Genomic DNA, 15,958 nt, shown 5'->3' with positions numbered 1-15,958 from the left:
CCGGTGAGTTGTGCTTATTGGAATTAGAACGGCCGGACGACGACCAGAATTACGATAGCCAGCAATATCAGAACCGGCACTTCATTGAACCAGCGATAAAAGACATGGCTGCGGGTGTTTTCGCCACGGGCAAAACGTTTTACCTGTGCGCCGCACATATGGTGGTAGCCGATCAGGATCACCACCAGGGTCAATTTGGCATGCATCCATGCACCTTGGGTGAAGTAGGCGCTTGGGTTGAGGCTGATCAGCCAGATGCCGAATGCCAGAGTGGCGATCATCGCCGGGCCCATGATGCCCCGGTACAGCTTGCGCTCCATGATGCTGAAGCGTTCCTTGCTGACGGTGTCTTCGCTTTGGGCGTGATAGACGAACAGGCGCGGCAGGTAAAACAGGCCGGCAAACCAGCAGACCATGCTGACGATATGAAGCGCTTTGAGCCACAGATAAAGCATTTTCAGTTATTCCCAAGGTTCACGGTAGCGGGAATAGTAGAGGCTTGAGCCGCCACACGTCACCTTGACGGTTGTCGCAGGGCCGCGCGGCCCCTATTATCGACGGCTTTCCAGTGGGTTCGTTGAGGGCAGGTTTATGGTCAAGGTCGGTATCGTCGGCGGCACGGGTTACACCGGTGTCGAACTGCTGCGTCTGTTGGCACAGCATCCGCAAGCTGAAGTGGTAGTGATCACTTCCCGATCCGAGGCCGGCCTGGCCGTCGCCGACATGTACCCGAACCTGCGAGGCCATTACGACGGCCTGGCTTTCAGCGTTCCGGACATCAAGACTCTCGGGGCCTGCGATGTGGTGTTCTTCGCCACACCACACGGCGTCGCCCATGCTCTGGCGGGTGAACTGCTGGCGGCCGGGACCAGGGTCATCGACCTGTCGGCAGACTTCCGTCTGCAAGACGCTGATGAGTGGGCCAAATGGTACGGTCAGCCGCACGGCGCGCCGGAACTGTTGGAGGAAGCGGTTTACGGCTTGCCGGAAGTCAATCGTGAGCAAATCAAGCAAGCGCGCCTGATTGCTGTGCCGGGTTGCTACCCGACTGCCACGCAATTGGGTTTCTTGCCATTGCTTGAAGCCGGTCTGGCAGATACCACGCGTTTGATCGCAGACTGCAAATCGGGCGTCAGCGGCGCCGGTCGTGGCGCTTCTGTAGGCTCGCTGTACTCCGAGACGTCGGAAAGCATGAAGGCTTACGCCGTCAAAGGGCACCGTCACTTGCCGGAAATCCGCCAGGGCCTGCGTCGTGCAGCGGGCAAGGACGTGGGGCTGACCTTCGTTCCGCACCTGACGCCAATGATTCGCGGTATTCACTCGACGCTCTACGCGACTGTTGTAGATCGCTCGGTGGATCTGCAAGCGTTGTTCGAAAAGCGCTATGCCAACGAACCGTTCGTCGATGTGATGCCCGCTGGCAGCCATCCGGAAACCCGCAGCGTGCGCGGTGCCAACGTTTGCCGTATCGCGGTGCATCGTCCGCAGGATGGTGACTTGGTGGTGGTATTGTCGGTGATCGACAACCTGGTCAAAGGCGCGTCGGGTCAGGCGGTGCAGAACCTGAATATTCTGTTCGGTCTGGACGAGCGTCTGGGCCTGTCCCATGCCGGCATGCTTCCGTAGGCTTTATCCCGCTCAGCAGAAAGGCCCGTCGAACGGGCCTTTTTGCATTTTGGTCTGACAATTGGGTTGATTGATATACCGTAACAATAGTTGACCGATTTTCTGGGAGAAGCGGATAATGCGCGTCATCACGCATTATGGCGGCGTAACGCCGGGAGATAGTCAGCATGAGCGTCGAATCCTTCACCCCCACGGCTTTGCAATTCACCCACGGTGCCGCGCACAAGGTGAAGAGCCTGGTCGATGAAGAGGGGAATGATCGCTTGAAGCTGCGCGTATTCGTTACGGGCGGCGGTTGTTCAGGGTTTCAGTACGGTTTCACCTTCGATGAAGAAGTGGCCGATGACGACACCATCGTCGAGCGCGAAGGCGTCAGTCTGGTGGTCGATCCGATGAGTTTCCAGTACCTGGCAGGTGCCGAAGTGGATTACCAGGAAGGTCTGGAAGGTTCGCGTTTCGTGATCAAGAACCCGAACGCTACCACCACATGTGGCTGCGGCTCTTCGTTCTCGATCTGATCGCACCCTCACCGCATTACCAGGCGCCGCAGAGTCTCAGGGCTTTGCGGCGTTTTGCTGTCTGGGGTTCAGGTTCAGGCGGGGTAGATGGCGCCAAGTACGCGCAAGCCGCGGGCACCGGTGACACTCGGGCGATTGGCCGCGATACCTTCCAGGCAGCAATGGGCGAGCCAGGCGAAGGCCATGGCTTCGACCCAATCCGGGTCTACACCATACGCAGCGGTACTGCTGACTTTCGCATTCGGCAACAGACTGGCCAAGCGCTTCATCAGCGTGGCATTGTGCGCGCCGCCACCACAGACAAGCAGCTCCTTAGTTTCTGATTGAGCGCTTTGCAATGACTCGACGATGGTCAGCGCAGTCAGCTCAAGCAGTGTGGCCTGTACGTCTTCGGCGGCGAAGGTCGGTAGCTGTGATAGATGTTGCATCAGCCATGGCAGATTGAACACTTCGCGGCCGGTGCTCTTCGGGCCTTGAGTCACAAAGAATGGATCACTCAGCAGCTCGTTCAACAGAGCCGGTTCAACCTTGCCGCTGGCGGCCCATTGACCGTCACGATCAAAGTTTTCGCCGCGTTGCTGGTGAATCCAGGCATCCAGCAGGACGTTGCCCGGGCCGCAGTCAAACCCTGCAACAGGTTTGCCGGGTTCGATCAGGCTGAGGTTGCTGAACCCGCCGACGTTCAATACCGCGCGGTTGCCAGGCCGTTCTTCAAACAGGGCTTCGTGAAAGGCTGGAACCAATGGCGCGCCTTGGCCACCTGCGGCTACATCGCGGCTGCGGAAATCGCTGACCACGGTGATGCCGGTCAGCTCGGTGAGCAAGGCAGGGTTGCCGATTTGCACCGTGAACCCGCGCGCCGGCTCGTGGCGAATGGTCTGGCCGTGGCTGCCAATCGCGCGAATGTCGGCGGGTTTCAGGTTTTGCTGGTCGAGGAGGGTGTGAATGCCCTGTGCGGCCAGGTTCACCCAGTTCTGCTGGGCGATGGCGGAGCGGGCAATCTCGTCGGGGCCGCTGGCGCACAAGCCAAGCAGCTCGGCGCGCAGGGAATCAGGCATAGGGATGTAATGGGGGGCGATCAGCTTGATCGCCGGGGTTTGCTCGATCAACGCAATGTCCAGGCCATCAAGACTGGTCCCGGACATCACACCTATATAGAGCGCCATGGCTTAGCGTTTACTCGAAGCCAGTTGGGTGGTTTTCTCTTGATCCATGCGCGCCATCAGCGGTTGGCTTTGCGCGAGGAAGCGTGAGCGTTCAGCTTTGGAGATCGGATCGGCCATCGCTACTTTCTGGCCCAGCGGATCGACATGCACGCCATTGACCTGGAACTCGTAGTGCAAGTGCGGGCCGGTAGAGAGACCGGTGGTACCGATGTAGCCGATCACCTGGCCTTGCTTGACGCTGCCGCCAGTCTTGACGCCTTTGGCAAAGCCCTGCATATGGCCGTACAGCGTGCGGTAGGTATTGCCGTGCTGGATGATCACTGTGTTGCCGTAACCACCGCGACGACCTGCCAACAATACTTTGCCGTCACCGGCAGCCTTGATCGGCGTACCGCGTGGGGCGGCGTAATCGACGCCCTTGTGGGCGCGGATCTTGTTCAGGATCGGGTGCTTGCGACCCATGGAGAATTTCGAGCTGATGCGGGCGAAGTCTACCGGAGTACGGATGAACGCCTTGCGCATGCTGTTGCCGTCAGCCGTGTAGTAGCTGCTGTTGCCTTGTTTGTTGGTGTAGCGCACCGCGGTGTAAGTCTTGCCGCGGTTGGTGAAGCGTGCGGAGAGGATCGGCCCGTTGCCGACAGCTTTGCCGTTGACGACCTTCTGCTCGTAAATCACATCAAACTCGTCACCTTGACGAATATCCTGGGCAAAGTCGACGTCATAGCCAAACACACTGGCCATATCCATGGTCAGGCTGTGGGATAGACCGGCTCGGGCGGCAGATTGCGACAGCGAGCTGTTGATCACGCCATGAACGTAGGCAGAGCGTACGGTGGGCTTGGCGGTAATGCGGTTGAACGTATAACCCTTGTCATTCCTGGTCAGGCTGATGCTTTCCATGTCGCTGACTTTGCTGTGCAAATTGGTCAGCTGGCCATCCGGGCTCAGTTCGAACTCAAGCTTCTGGCCATGTTTGAGCTGGCTGAACTGCTTGGCCTGCTTGTCGCTGGCCAGTATTTCATGCACCGAAGTGGCCGGAAGGCCGACTTTCTCGAACAAAGTCGAGAGAGTGTCGCCTTTGCTGACAATCACTTCCTTATGGCCTGGCGCCTTCTTCTCTTCGACGACTGGCGCGGGAGCAGGGGCAGGAGCGGCCTGGGCGGTTTCCTGAGTGTCTTCGGCGCTGTTTTCGATCTGCGCGAAGGGGGAGGCGGCCGGCTCATTTGTGGCTTGGACGACGTCGGCGGCGTCTTGATCTTGTGTCAGTTGTTCTGCTGGGCTTTCCAGTTCAAGACTCAGGGTCGTCTTTTTGGCTTCAACATCACTGGAAGGGAATACCAGAAGCGCCAGGCTGAGAAGGGCGGCGATGCCACTTGCTGCGAGCAGGTGGGTCTTCGGGTAAAGCGGCGGCGCTTTAGACGGTTTTGTGGTCATAGGTATTTTGACTTTGAAAAGATGAATTGGAAAAGATGAATGACATGATGAAGACGAAATAACTGTATAAAATATAACCAAATCATCTCTGAAGCAAGTCTGCGAACACTCTGTCCGTGGATTGGCGTCCGTGCGCCGGGCAAAACTTGTATTTGGTGCGCGATCTTGTATGGTTGTTCCCCTTTGAATCTGAGCCTTGCGGGTCTGTTATGAAGTCGGTTGAAGAGCAGCTAGCGCTGATCAAACGTGGTGCAGAAGAACTGTTGGTCGAGTCCGAGCTGGTCGAGAAACTCAAGCGTGGCCAGCCGCTGCGTATTAAGGCTGGCTTCGATCCGACCGCGCCGGATTTGCACCTGGGTCACACCGTGCTTATTAATAAGCTGCGCCAGTTCCAGGATCTGGGGCACCAGGTAATCTTCCTTATCGGTGACTTTACCGGGATGATCGGTGATCCGAGCGGCAAGAGCGCCACGCGTCCTCCGCTCACCCGTGAGCAGGTTCTCGAGAATGCCGAGACCTACAAGACTCAGGTCTTCAAGATTCTTGATCCGGCCAAGACCGAAGTGGCGTTCAACTCCACATGGATGGATCAGATGGGGCCGGCCGACTTCATTCGCCTGACTTCGCAATACACCGTGGCTCGCATGCTTGAGCGCGACGATTTCGACAAGCGCTACACGACCAATCAACCCATCGCTATTCACGAGTTCCTCTACCCGCTGGTTCAGGGTTATGACTCGGTCGCGTTGCGCGCGGATGTCGAGCTGGGTGGTACCGATCAGAAGTTCAATCTGCTGATGGGGCGCGAGCTGCAGCGTGGCTATGGTCAGGAGGCTCAGTGCATTCTGACCATGCCGTTGCTCGAAGGTCTGGATGGCGTGAAGAAGATGTCCAAGTCGTTGGGCAACTACGTCGGTATCCAGGAGGCGCCAGGTGTTATGTACGGCAAGCTGGTCTCTATTCCGGATGCACTGATGTGGCGTTACTTCGAATTGCTCAGTTTCCGCTCCATGGAAGAGATCAATGCTTTCCGGGCTGACGTCGAGGCGGGCGCGAACCCGCGTGACATCAAGATCAAGCTGGCTGAAGAGATCGTTGCGCGCTTCCATGGTGAAGAGGCTGCGGCCAACGCTCATCGTGCGGCGGGTAACCGAATGAAAGATGGTGAGCTGCCGGATGATCTGCCTGAGATCGAATTGACCGCCGCCGAAGATATGCCGATTGCTGCCGTCCTTAATAAGGCAGGCCTGGTGAAGAACTCCGCTGTGGCGCGCGACCTTCTGGGTTCTGGTGGTGTACGTATAGATGGTGAGGTTGTCGATCGCACCTTTATATACGTACTGGGCGCGACCCATGTTTGCCAAGCCGGAAAGAAGGCATTTGCGCGTATTACGCTCAAATCCGAATAAAGCTGAAATCAGGGGTTGACGGCAGATTCTGAAAGCCTATAATTCGCCCCACTTCAGGCGCAGTCGAAACGGAAAACTCCTTGGTAAACAAAGAGTTACGCAGTTTTCGACAGCGGTTACGCTTCAGTTCATCGAAGCCAGAAGGAGTTGAAAGGGCGGTGTTGTTTGGCTCTTTTGACGCTTCGATCTTCTCGGTCGAAAGCGGAGAAAAAGAGGTGTTGACAGCAGCGAGTAACGCTGTAGAATTCGCCTCCCGCTAACGAGAGATCGGAAGCGCAAGTGGTTGAAGTTGTTGAGGAAAACCTTGAAAACTTCTGAAAATAACCGCTTGACAGCAACAGAGGCTGCTGTAGAATGCGCGCCTCGGTTGAGACGAAAGATCTTAACCAACCGCTCTTTAACAACAGAATCAAGCAATTCGTGTGGGTGCTTGTGGGGTCAGACTGATAGTCAACAAGATTATCAGCATCACAAGTTACTCCGCGAGAAATCAAAGATGTAACCAACGATTGCTGAGCCAAGTTTAGGGTTTCTTAAAAACCCAAAGATGTTTGAACTGAAGAGTTTGATCATGGCTCAGATTGAACGCTGGCGGCAGGCCTAACACATGCAAGTCGAGCGGCAGCACGGGTACTTGTACCTGGTGGCGAGCGGCGGACGGGTGAGTAATGCCTAGGAATCTGCCTGGTAGTGGGGGATAACGCTCGGAAACGGACGCTAATACCGCATACGTCCTACGGGAGAAAGCAGGGGACCTTCGGGCCTTGCGCTATCAGATGAGCCTAGGTCGGATTAGCTAGTTGGTGAGGTAATGGCTCACCAAGGCGACGATCCGTAACTGGTCTGAGAGGATGATCAGTCACACTGGAACTGAGACACGGTCCAGACTCCTACGGGAGGCAGCAGTGGGGAATATTGGACAATGGGCGAAAGCCTGATCCAGCCATGCCGCGTGTGTGAAGAAGGTCTTCGGATTGTAAAGCACTTTAAGTTGGGAGGAAGGGCAGTTACCTAATACGTAATTGTTTTGACGTTACCGACAGAATAAGCACCGGCTAACTCTGTGCCAGCAGCCGCGGTAATACAGAGGGTGCAAGCGTTAATCGGAATTACTGGGCGTAAAGCGCGCGTAGGTGGTTCGTTAAGTTGGATGTGAAATCCCCGGGCTCAACCTGGGAACTGCATTCAAAACTGACGAGCTAGAGTATGGTAGAGGGTGGTGGAATTTCCTGTGTAGCGGTGAAATGCGTAGATATAGGAAGGAACACCAGTGGCGAAGGCGACCACCTGGACTGATACTGACACTGAGGTGCGAAAGCGTGGGGAGCAAACAGGATTAGATACCCTGGTAGTCCACGCCGTAAACGATGTCAACTAGCCGTTGGGAGCCTTGAGCTCTTAGTGGCGCAGCTAACGCATTAAGTTGACCGCCTGGGGAGTACGGCCGCAAGGTTAAAACTCAAATGAATTGACGGGGGCCCGCACAAGCGGTGGAGCATGTGGTTTAATTCGAAGCAACGCGAAGAACCTTACCAGGCCTTGACATCCAATGAATCTGCTAGAGATAGCGGAGTGCCTTCGGGAGCATTGAGACAGGTGCTGCATGGCTGTCGTCAGCTCGTGTCGTGAGATGTTGGGTTAAGTCCCGTAACGAGCGCAACCCTTGTCCTTAGTTACCAGCACGTTAAGGTGGGCACTCTAAGGAGACTGCCGGTGACAAACCGGAGGAAGGTGGGGATGACGTCAAGTCATCATGGCCCTTACGGCCTGGGCTACACACGTGCTACAATGGTCGGTACAGAGGGTTGCCAAGCCGCGAGGTGGAGCTAATCCCAGAAAACCGATCGTAGTCCGGATCGCAGTCTGCAACTCGACTGCGTGAAGTCGGAATCGCTAGTAATCGCGAATCAGAATGTCGCGGTGAATACGTTCCCGGGCCTTGTACACACCGCCCGTCACACCATGGGAGTGGGTTGCACCAGAAGTAGCTAGTCTAACCTTCGGGAGGACGGTTACCACGGTGTGATTCATGACTGGGGTGAAGTCGTAACAAGGTAGCCGTAGGGGAACCTGCGGCTGGATCACCTCCTTAATCGACGACATCAGCTGCTCCATAAGTTCCCACACGAATTGCTTGATTCATTGAAGAAGACGATAAGAAGCAGCCCGAAATTGGGTCTGTAGCTCAGTTGGTTAGAGCGCACCCCTGATAAGGGTGAGGTCGGCAGTTCGAATCTGCCCAGACCCACCAATTTTGTGTGGGAAACGCCTGTAGAAATACGGGGCCATAGCTCAGCTGGGAGAGCGCCTGCCTTGCACGCAGGAGGTCAACGGTTCGATCCCGTTTGGCTCCACCACTACTGCTTCTGTTTGTTGAAAGCTTAGAAATGAGCATTCCATCGTGACGATGGTGAATGTTGATTTCTAGTCTTTGATTAGATCGTTCTTTAAAAATTTGGGTATGTGATAGAAAGATAGACTGAACACTACTTTCACTGGTAGTGGATCAGGCTAAGGTAAAATTTGTGAGTTTAATCGCGAATTTTCGGCGAATGTCGTCTTCACAGTATAACCAGATTGCTTGGGGTTATATGGTCAAGTGAAGAAGCGCATACGGTGGATGCCTTGGCAGTCAGAGGCGATGAAAGACGTGGTAGCCTGCGAAAAGCTTCGGGGAGTCGGCAAACAGACTTTGATCCGGAGATGTCTGAATGGGGGAACCCACCTAACATAAGTTAGGTATCTTAAGCTGAATACATAGGCTTAAGAAGCGAACCAGGGGAACTGAAACATCTAAGTACCCTGAGGAAAAGAAATCAACCGAGATTCCCTTAGTAGTGGCGAGCGAACGGGGACTAGCCCTTAAGTGGCTTTGAGATTAGCGGAACGCTCTGGAAAGTGCGGCCATAGTGGGTGATAGCCCTGTACGCGAAAATCTCTTGGTCATGAAATCGAGTAGGACGGAGCACGAGAAACTTTGTCTGAATATGGGGGGACCATCCTCCAAGGCTAAATACTACTGACTGACCGATAGTGAACTAGTACCGTGAGGGAAAGGCGAAAAGAACCCCGGAGAGGGGAGTGAAATAGATCCTGAAACCGTATGCGTACAAGCAGTGGGAGCCCACTTTGTTGGGTGACTGCGTACCTTTTGTATAATGGGTCAGCGACTTATTTTCAGTGGCGAGCTTAACCGAATAGGGGAGGCGTAGCGAAAGCGAGTCTTAATAGGGCGTCTAGTCGCTGGGAATAGACCCGAAACCGGGCGATCTATCCATGGGCAGGTTGAAGGTTGGGTAACACTAACTGGAGGACCGAACCGACTACCGTTGAAAAGTTAGCGGATGACCTGTGGATCGGAGTGAAAGGCTAATCAAGCTCGGAGATAGCTGGTTCTCCTCGAAAGCTATTTAGGTAGCGCCTCATGTATCACTGTAGGGGGTAGAGCACTGTTTCGGCTAGGGGGTCATCCCGACTTACCAAACCGATGCAAACTCCGAATACCTACAAGTGCCGAGCATGGGAGACACACGGCGGGTGCTAACGTCCGTCGTGAAAAGGGAAACAACCCAGACCGTCAGCTAAGGTCCCAAAGTTATGGTTAAGTGGGAAACGATGTGGGAAGGCTTAGACAGCTAGGAGGTTGGCTTAGAAGCAGCCACCCTTTAAAGAAAGCGTAATAGCTCACTAGTCGAGTCGGCCTGCGCGGAAGATGTAACGGGGCTCAAACCATACACCGAAGCTACGGGTATCACTTAGGTGATGCGGTAGAGGAGCGTTCTGTAAGCCTGTGAAGGTGAGTTGAGAAGCTTGCTGGAGGTATCAGAAGTGCGAATGCTGACATGAGTAACGACAATGGGTGTGAAAAACACCCACGCCGAAAGACCAAGGTTTCCTGCGCAACGTTAATCGACGCAGGGTTAGTCGGTCCCTAAGGCGAGGCTGAAAAGCGTAGTCGATGGAAAACAGGTTAATATTCCTGTACTTCTGGTTATTGCGATGGAGGGACGGAGAAGGCTAGGCCAGCTTGGCGTTGGTTGTCCAAGTTTAAGGTGGTAGGCTGAGATCTTAGGTAAATCCGGGATCTTAAGGCCGAGAGCTGATGACGAGTTACCCTTTGGGTGACGAAGTGGTTGATGCCATGCTTCCAAGAAAAGCTTCTAAGCTTCAGGTAACCAGGAACCGTACCCCAAACCGACACAGGTGGTTGGGTAGAGAATACCAAGGCGCTTGAGAGAACTCGGGTGAAGGAACTAGGCAAAATGGCACCGTAACTTCGGGAGAAGGTGCGCCGGTGAGGGTGAAGCATTTACTGCGTAAGCCCATGCCGGTCGAAGATACCAGGCCGCTGCGACTGTTTATTAAAAACACAGCACTCTGCAAACACGAAAGTGGACGTATAGGGTGTGACGCCTGCCCGGTGCCGGAAGGTTAATTGATGGGGTTAGCTAACGCGAAGCTCTTGATCGAAGCCCCGGTAAACGGCGGCCGTAACTATAACGGTCCTAAGGTAGCGAAATTCCTTGTCGGGTAAGTTCCGACCTGCACGAATGGCGTAACGATGGCGGCGCTGTCTCCACCCGAGACTCAGTGAAATTGAAATCGCTGTGAAGATGCAGTGTATCCGCGGCTAGACGGAAAGACCCCGTGAACCTTTACTATAGCTTTGCACTGGACTTTGAATTTGCTTGTGTAGGATAGGTGGGAGGCTTTGAAGCGTGGACGCCAGTTCGCGTGGAGCCAACCTTGAAATACCACCCTGGCAACTTTGAGGTTCTAACTCAGGTCCGTTATCCGGATCGAGGACAGTGTATGGTGGGTAGTTTGACTGGGGCGGTCTCCTCCTAAAGAGTAACGGAGGAGTACGAAGGTGCGCTCAGACCGGTCGGAAATCGGTCGTAGAGTATAAAGGCAAAAGCGCGCTTGACTGCGAGACAGACACGTCGAGCAGGTACGAAAGTAGGTCTTAGTGATCCGGTGGTTCTGTATGGAAGGGCCATCGCTCAACGGATAAAAGGTACTCCGGGGATAACAGGCTGATACCGCCCAAGAGTTCATATCGACGGCGGTGTTTGGCACCTCGATGTCGGCTCATCACATCCTGGGGCTGAAGCCGGTCCCAAGGGTATGGCTGTTCGCCATTTAAAGTGGTACGCGAGCTGGGTTTAGAACGTCGTGAGACAGTTCGGTCCCTATCTGCCGTGGACGTTTGAGATTTGAGAGGGGCTGCTCCTAGTACGAGAGGACCGGAGTGGACGAACCTCTGGTGTTCCGGTTGTCACGCCAGTGGCATTGCCGGGTAGCTATGTTCGGAATAGATAACCGCTGAAAGCATCTAAGCGGGAAACTAGCCTCAAGATGAGATCTCACTGGGACCTTGAGTCCCCTGAAGGGCCGTCGAAGACTACGACGTTGATAGGTTGGGTGTGTAAGCGCTGTGAGGCGTTGAGCTAACCAATACTAATTGCCCGTGAGGCTTGACCATATAACACCCAAGCAATTTGCAGGCTTCGAGCTGAAAAGCGAAAAGGCACCAGATTGCGGTGTGTGAAGACGAAACGAACCGAAAGTTTGTGACACTCACGAAACACCAAGCTGTCACATACCCATTCGCTGGAGCGTGATCTCGCAAGAGAGAACGACCTGGCTACCGAATTTCTTGACGACCATAGAGCATTGGAACCACCTGATCCCATCCCGAACTCAGCAGTGAAACGATGCATCGCCGATGGTAGTGTGGGGTTTCCCCATGTGAGAGTAGGTCATCGTCAAGATCAAATTCCGAAACCCCTATCTGCGTATGCAGGTAGGGGTTTTGTTTTGTCTGCAGGAAAATCTCGCTCGTAGGGTTTCTATGCAACAGCCCGGGGCATGGCTATCATGCGGGCCTCATTGTGAGGCGAGACTTGCATGCTGACGTTGTTAAAGCTTCTTAAGGATGGTCGATTCCATTCGGGCCAAGCCCTGGGCGCTGCCTTGGGTGTTAGTCGTAGCGCTGTATGGAAGCAGCTTCAGCACTTGGAAGCTGAGCTCGGTTTGTCCATTCACAAAGTACGCGGTCGCGGCTATCAACTGGCCGCGCCTTTGACACTGCTTGATCCTGCGGAAATAAGCGCGCGGGCGCCTTCCTGCGAGTGGCCCATTCTAGTCTTCGATTCAATTGACTCTACCAACGCTGAAGCCTTGCGCACTATCGAGCGTGGCCAGTCTGCGCCATTTCTGGTGCTCGCCGAGCGGCAAACGGCCGGTCGCGGACGACGTGGGCGCAAATGGGTGAGCCCATTTGCGGAAAACATCTATTACAGCCTCGTGCTGCGCATTGATGGCGGGATGCGGCAGCTGGAAGGCTTGAGTCTTGTTGTCGGGCTTGCCGTAATGCAAGCCTTGCGAGAGCTTGGTATTTCAGGTGTGGGGTTGAAATGGCCGAATGATGTTCTGGTGGGGCAGCAAAAGATTGCTGGGATACTGCTCGAATTAGTGGGGGATCCCGCTGATGTGTGTCACGTGGTGATCGGTGTCGGAATCAATGTGAACATGCAGGTGACTGATGAGGTTGATCAGCAATGGACGTCCATGCGACTCGAGTCGGGTAAGGCTGTTGATCGCAATCATCTGGTTGCGGAGTTAGGGTTGATGCTTCAGACCTATTTAAATCGTCATCAGGCCGGCGGATTTTCGGCTATCCAGGCGGAGTGGGAGCAAAATCATCTATGGCAGGGCCGGGCGGTGTCGTTGATTGCCGGTGTTAATCAGATAGATGGCGAGGTTCTGGGTATCGATGGTCAGGGTGCCTTGCGCTTGAAGGTGAATGGTGTGGAGAAGGTCTTTAGCGGTGGCGAGCTCAGTCTGAGGTTACGTGATGATTCTTGAGCTCGATTGCGGAAACAGTTTTATCAAGTGGCGTGTGCTCGGCGAGGATGTCCGGCGGGTGATTGGCGAGGGGGTCGTTGATTCAGATCTCGCCTTGCTGGAGAGCTTGAAAGGGCTCAAGGGGCTCGCTCTCATGCATTGTCGCTTAGTCAGTGTCAGAACCGCCGAAGAAACCAGTGCGCTGATTTCTCTGCTGGCCGAGGCTTTTGGCGTTTCCGTAGTGTGCGCGGCACCGGCTCCCGAGATGTCCGGGGTTCGAAATGGCTATGAGGAGTTCGAGCGACTAGGGCTTGATCGCTGGCTTGCAATGCTCGGAGGATTTCATCTGGCTTCGGGTGCTTGTCTGGTGCTCGACTTTGGTACGGCTGTTACGGCTGACTTTATTGCAGGGGATGGTGAGCATCTCGGAGGATTTATCTGTCCGGGGATGCCTTTGATGCGCAACCAGCTGCGTACCCATACCCGTAGAATTCGCTATGGAGATCTTGCTGCCGAGCGCGCTTTGGAGAGTCTTGTGCCTGGGCGTACAACCGTCGAGGCGGTCGAGCGAGGTTGTTTGCTGATGTTGAGAGGGTTTGTCTTGACTCAGCTAGAGTTGGCGCGCAGCTATTGGGGAGATGATTTCGCAATCTTCCTGACTGGAGGGGATGCTGATCTGGTCTCCGAGATTGTGCCCGAGGCCAGAGTGGTTCCAGACCTGGTATTTGTAGGTTTGGCGATGGCGTGTCCCTTGTCCTGAGGTTTTTATGCGTTGGTTGTTCCTGCTGTTGCTTGTCCTCAATGTGTTCTATTACGTCTGGCACCAGCAAGAGGCTCCGCTTCGCGCGAAAGATGTAACCCCCTTGAATTTGTATCGCGGCTCGCAGCAGGATATTCGTTTGTTGAGCGAGGCAACTGATACGGCTCGAGACAAAGGAAAATCTACTCAGGCGGATAGCAGTTGTCTCTATCTGGGAGGTTCTGCTCGGCAGGACGTCGCCCAGGTAATCGAGCGTCGATTGAATGACATGGATATCAAGTTTCAGTCCTTGCCGAAGGATCTCCCCGAATATGCTGGTTACTGGGTGCGCATAGCCCCGGAAAGCCGCCGTTTGCTGGGTGACTCGCAGTTGCAAAACCTTTCTAAAGAATTCAATGAGTTAAAACATAAAATAATGCCGTGCGAGGGGGTTGCACCCGCTGAATAGTTTGCATAGAATGGCGCCCGCTTCGCAGTGAAGACCTTTAACGGTTAGCAGTGTGAGGCGAGGTCAACGCAGCTAACCTCAGGTTTTTAATGAGAAAATGCTTGACAGAAGGCTGGCATGATATAGAATGCCGGCTCGCTTAGGAGGGGTTCCCGAGCGGCCAAAGGGATCAGACTGTAAATCTGACGTCTACGACTTCGAAGGTTCGAATCCTTCCCCCTCCACCATTTTTGGCGAGAGCTGCAAGCTCCGCGGGTATAGTTTAGTGGTAGAACCTCAGCCTTCCAAGCTGATGATGCGGGTTCGATTCCCGCTACCCGCTCCAAGTTTGCAGGTCCTGCAAAGTGTTACGCTCTTGTAGCTCAGTTGGTAGAGCACACCCTTGGTAAGGGTGAGGTCAGCGGTTCAAATCCGCTCAAGAGCTCCATATAACAAGGCAGATATGAAAATATCTGCCTTTGTTTTAATGGCTGATAGTACTTGCTTAATTCTTCTGCTAGGGTGATTTCGATGGCTAAGGAAAAGTTCGAACGTAACAAGCCGCACGTCAACGTTGGCACTATTGGTCACGTAGACCATGGCAAGACGACTTTGACCGCCGCTCTGACCCGCGTCTGCTCCGAAGTGTTCGGTTCGGCAAAGGTTGACTTCGACAAGATCGATAGCGCCCCAGAAGAAAAAGCTCGTGGTATCACCATTAACACTGCTCACGTTGAGTACGATTCTGCTGTGCGTCACTACGCACACGTTGACTGTCCAGGTCACGCTGACTACGTAAAAAACATGATTACCGGTGCTGCGCAGATGGATGGTGCGATTCTGGTTTGCTCGGCCGCTGATGGTCCGATGCCGCAAACCCGTGAGCATATCCTGTTGTCCCGTCAGGTTGGCGTTCCATACATCGTTGTCTTCCTGAACAAGGCTGACATGGTTGATGATGCTGAGTTGCTGGAACTGGTTGAGATGGAAGTGCGCGATCTGCTGAGCGCCTACGATTTCCCGGGTGACGACACTCCGATCATCATTGGTTCGGCGCTGATGGCGCTGAATGGTCAAGACGACAACGAGATGGGCACTACCGCCGTCAAGAAGTTGGTCGAGACTCTGGATAGCTATATTCCGCAGCCTGAGCGTGCTATTGATAAGCCGTTCTTGATGCCGATCGAGGATGTGTTCTCGATCTCCGGTCGCGGTACTGTTGTGACTGGTCGTGTTGAGCGTGGCATTGTCCGCATTCAGGAAGAAGTAGAGATTGTTGGTCTTCGTGACACTGTCAAAACTACTTGCACTGGTGTTGAAATGTTCCGCAAACTGCTCGACGAGGGTCGTGCAGGTGAGAACTGCGGCGTTCTGCTGCGTGGTACCAAGCGTGATGATGTTGAGCGTGGCCAGGTTCTGGTCAAGCCTGGCACTGTCAAGCCGCATACCAAGTTCACTGCTGAGGTTTACGTTCTGAGCAAGGAAGAAGGTGGTCGTCATACGCCATTCTTCAAGGGCTACCGTCCACAGTTCTACTTCCGTACAACTGACGTGACTGGTAACTGCGAGCTGCCAGAAGGTGTTGAAATGGTGATGCCGGGTGATAACGTTCAGATGACCGTTACCCTGATCAAAACCATCGCGATGGAAGATGGTCTGCGTTTCGCTATCCGTGAGGGCGGTCGTACCGTCGGTGCTGGTGTCGTTGCAAAAGTCATCGAGTAAGTTGTTGTAATGTCTTTTTCGGGCCGGCATAATGGTCGGCCTGA

The 15,958-nt window shown here is 54.3% G+C and carries 10 protein-coding genes, 5 tRNA genes and 3 rRNA genes; 15 read left to right on the top strand and 3 right to left on the bottom strand.

The genetic code is table 11. From position 1 onward, the window contains the following. Positions 1-23: 23 nt before the first annotated feature. Positions 24-455: a protoporphyrinogen oxidase HemJ gene (gene hemJ, locus ACYZT2_RS25915; RefSeq protein ID WP_095630806.1), complete on the bottom strand. Its 432-nt coding sequence runs from the start codon at positions 453-455 to the stop codon at positions 24-26. Between the two features lie 136 nt (positions 456-591). Between hemJ and argC the strand changes: the two genes are divergently transcribed. Together argC and erpA are read left to right on the top strand one after the other, a co-directional pair. Continuing rightward, positions 592-1,626 (top strand): N-acetyl-gamma-glutamyl-phosphate reductase, encoded by a 1,035-nt coding sequence (argC, locus tag ACYZT2_RS25910; RefSeq protein WP_461968452.1) that lies wholly within the window; start codon positions 592-594, stop codon positions 1,624-1,626. 167 nt (positions 1,627-1,793) lie between these two features. After that, a complete protein-coding gene (gene erpA, locus ACYZT2_RS25905) occupies positions 1,794-2,144 on the top strand; it encodes an iron-sulfur cluster insertion protein ErpA (RefSeq protein WP_007906865.1) in 351 nt (116 codons plus the stop codon). Positions 2,145-2,218: 74 nt separating this feature from the next. On the opposite strand, the gene ACYZT2_RS25900 is transcribed toward erpA, so the two are convergent. Together ACYZT2_RS25900 and ACYZT2_RS25895 are read right to left on the bottom strand one after the other, a co-directional pair. Next, the gene (locus tag ACYZT2_RS25900) at positions 2,219-3,310 is read right to left on the bottom strand and encodes an anhydro-N-acetylmuramic acid kinase (protein ID WP_461968448.1); all 1,092 of its coding nucleotides are present in this window, start codon (positions 3,308-3,310) and stop codon (positions 2,219-2,221) included. Positions 3,311-3,313: 3 nt separating this feature from the next. Next, positions 3,314-4,744, bottom strand: coding sequence for a peptidoglycan DD-metalloendopeptidase family protein (locus tag ACYZT2_RS25895; RefSeq protein WP_461968446.1), 1,431 nt, complete (start codon positions 4,742-4,744; stop codon positions 3,314-3,316). Positions 4,745-4,953: 209 nt separating this feature from the next. Here ACYZT2_RS25895 and tyrS point away from each other — a divergent pair, with 209 nt between their 5' ends. The 13 genes from tyrS (at position 4,954) to tuf (ending at position 15,914) form a co-directional block, all read left to right on the top strand. After that, on the top strand, positions 4,954-6,153 hold the full coding sequence (gene tyrS / locus ACYZT2_RS25890; RefSeq protein ID WP_461968443.1) for a tyrosine--tRNA ligase: 1,200 nt from the start codon (positions 4,954-4,956) through the stop codon (positions 6,151-6,153). A 553-nt stretch (positions 6,154-6,706) separates the two neighbouring features. Beyond that, positions 6,707-8,245 (top strand): 16S ribosomal RNA (locus ACYZT2_RS25885). Positions 8,246-8,327: 82 nt separating this feature from the next. Next, positions 8,328-8,404: transfer RNA gene (locus ACYZT2_RS25880), tRNA-Ile, on the top strand. Positions 8,405-8,434: 30 nt separating this feature from the next. Beyond that, a tRNA-Ala gene (locus ACYZT2_RS25875) sits at positions 8,435-8,510 on the top strand. 236 nt (positions 8,511-8,746) lie between these two features. After that, positions 8,747-11,638 (top strand): 23S ribosomal RNA (locus ACYZT2_RS25870). A 173-nt stretch (positions 11,639-11,811) separates the two neighbouring features. Beyond that, a 5S ribosomal RNA gene (rrf, locus tag ACYZT2_RS25865) occupies positions 11,812-11,927 on the top strand. Together the 16S, 23S and 5S rRNA genes with 2 tRNA genes alongside form the textbook arrangement of a ribosomal RNA operon. Positions 11,928-12,063: 136 nt before the next feature. Then, complete coding sequence (birA, locus tag ACYZT2_RS25860) at positions 12,064-13,023, top strand: bifunctional biotin--[acetyl-CoA-carboxylase] ligase/biotin operon repressor BirA (RefSeq protein ID WP_461968441.1); 960 nt, start codon at positions 12,064-12,066, stop codon at positions 13,021-13,023. Further along, positions 13,013-13,762, top strand: coding sequence for a pantothenate kinase (locus ACYZT2_RS25855; protein ID WP_461968439.1), 750 nt, complete (start codon positions 13,013-13,015; stop codon positions 13,760-13,762). Before birA ends, ACYZT2_RS25855 begins: the two co-directional genes overlap by 11 nt. 7 nt (positions 13,763-13,769) lie before the next feature. Further along, complete coding sequence (locus ACYZT2_RS25850) at positions 13,770-14,210, top strand: hypothetical protein (protein WP_461968437.1); 441 nt, start codon at positions 13,770-13,772, stop codon at positions 14,208-14,210. Between the two features lie 142 nt (positions 14,211-14,352). Beyond that, a tRNA-Tyr gene (locus ACYZT2_RS25845) sits at positions 14,353-14,437 on the top strand. A 24-nt stretch (positions 14,438-14,461) separates the two neighbouring features. Continuing rightward, positions 14,462-14,535 (top strand) — tRNA-Gly (locus tag ACYZT2_RS25840). Between the two features lie 26 nt (positions 14,536-14,561). Continuing rightward, positions 14,562-14,637: transfer RNA gene (locus ACYZT2_RS25835), tRNA-Thr, on the top strand. A gap of 83 nt (positions 14,638-14,720) precedes the next feature. Next, positions 14,721-15,914: an elongation factor Tu gene (gene tuf, locus ACYZT2_RS25830; protein ID WP_019693885.1), complete on the top strand. Its 1,194-nt coding sequence runs from the start codon at positions 14,721-14,723 to the stop codon at positions 15,912-15,914. Positions 15,915-15,958: the final 44 nt, after the last annotated feature.

Source organism: Pseudomonas sp. MDT1-85 (assembly GCF_054898065.1).
Note: the sequence above shows the minus strand (reverse complement) of the source record. Positions and strands in the feature narration are given on the sequence as shown.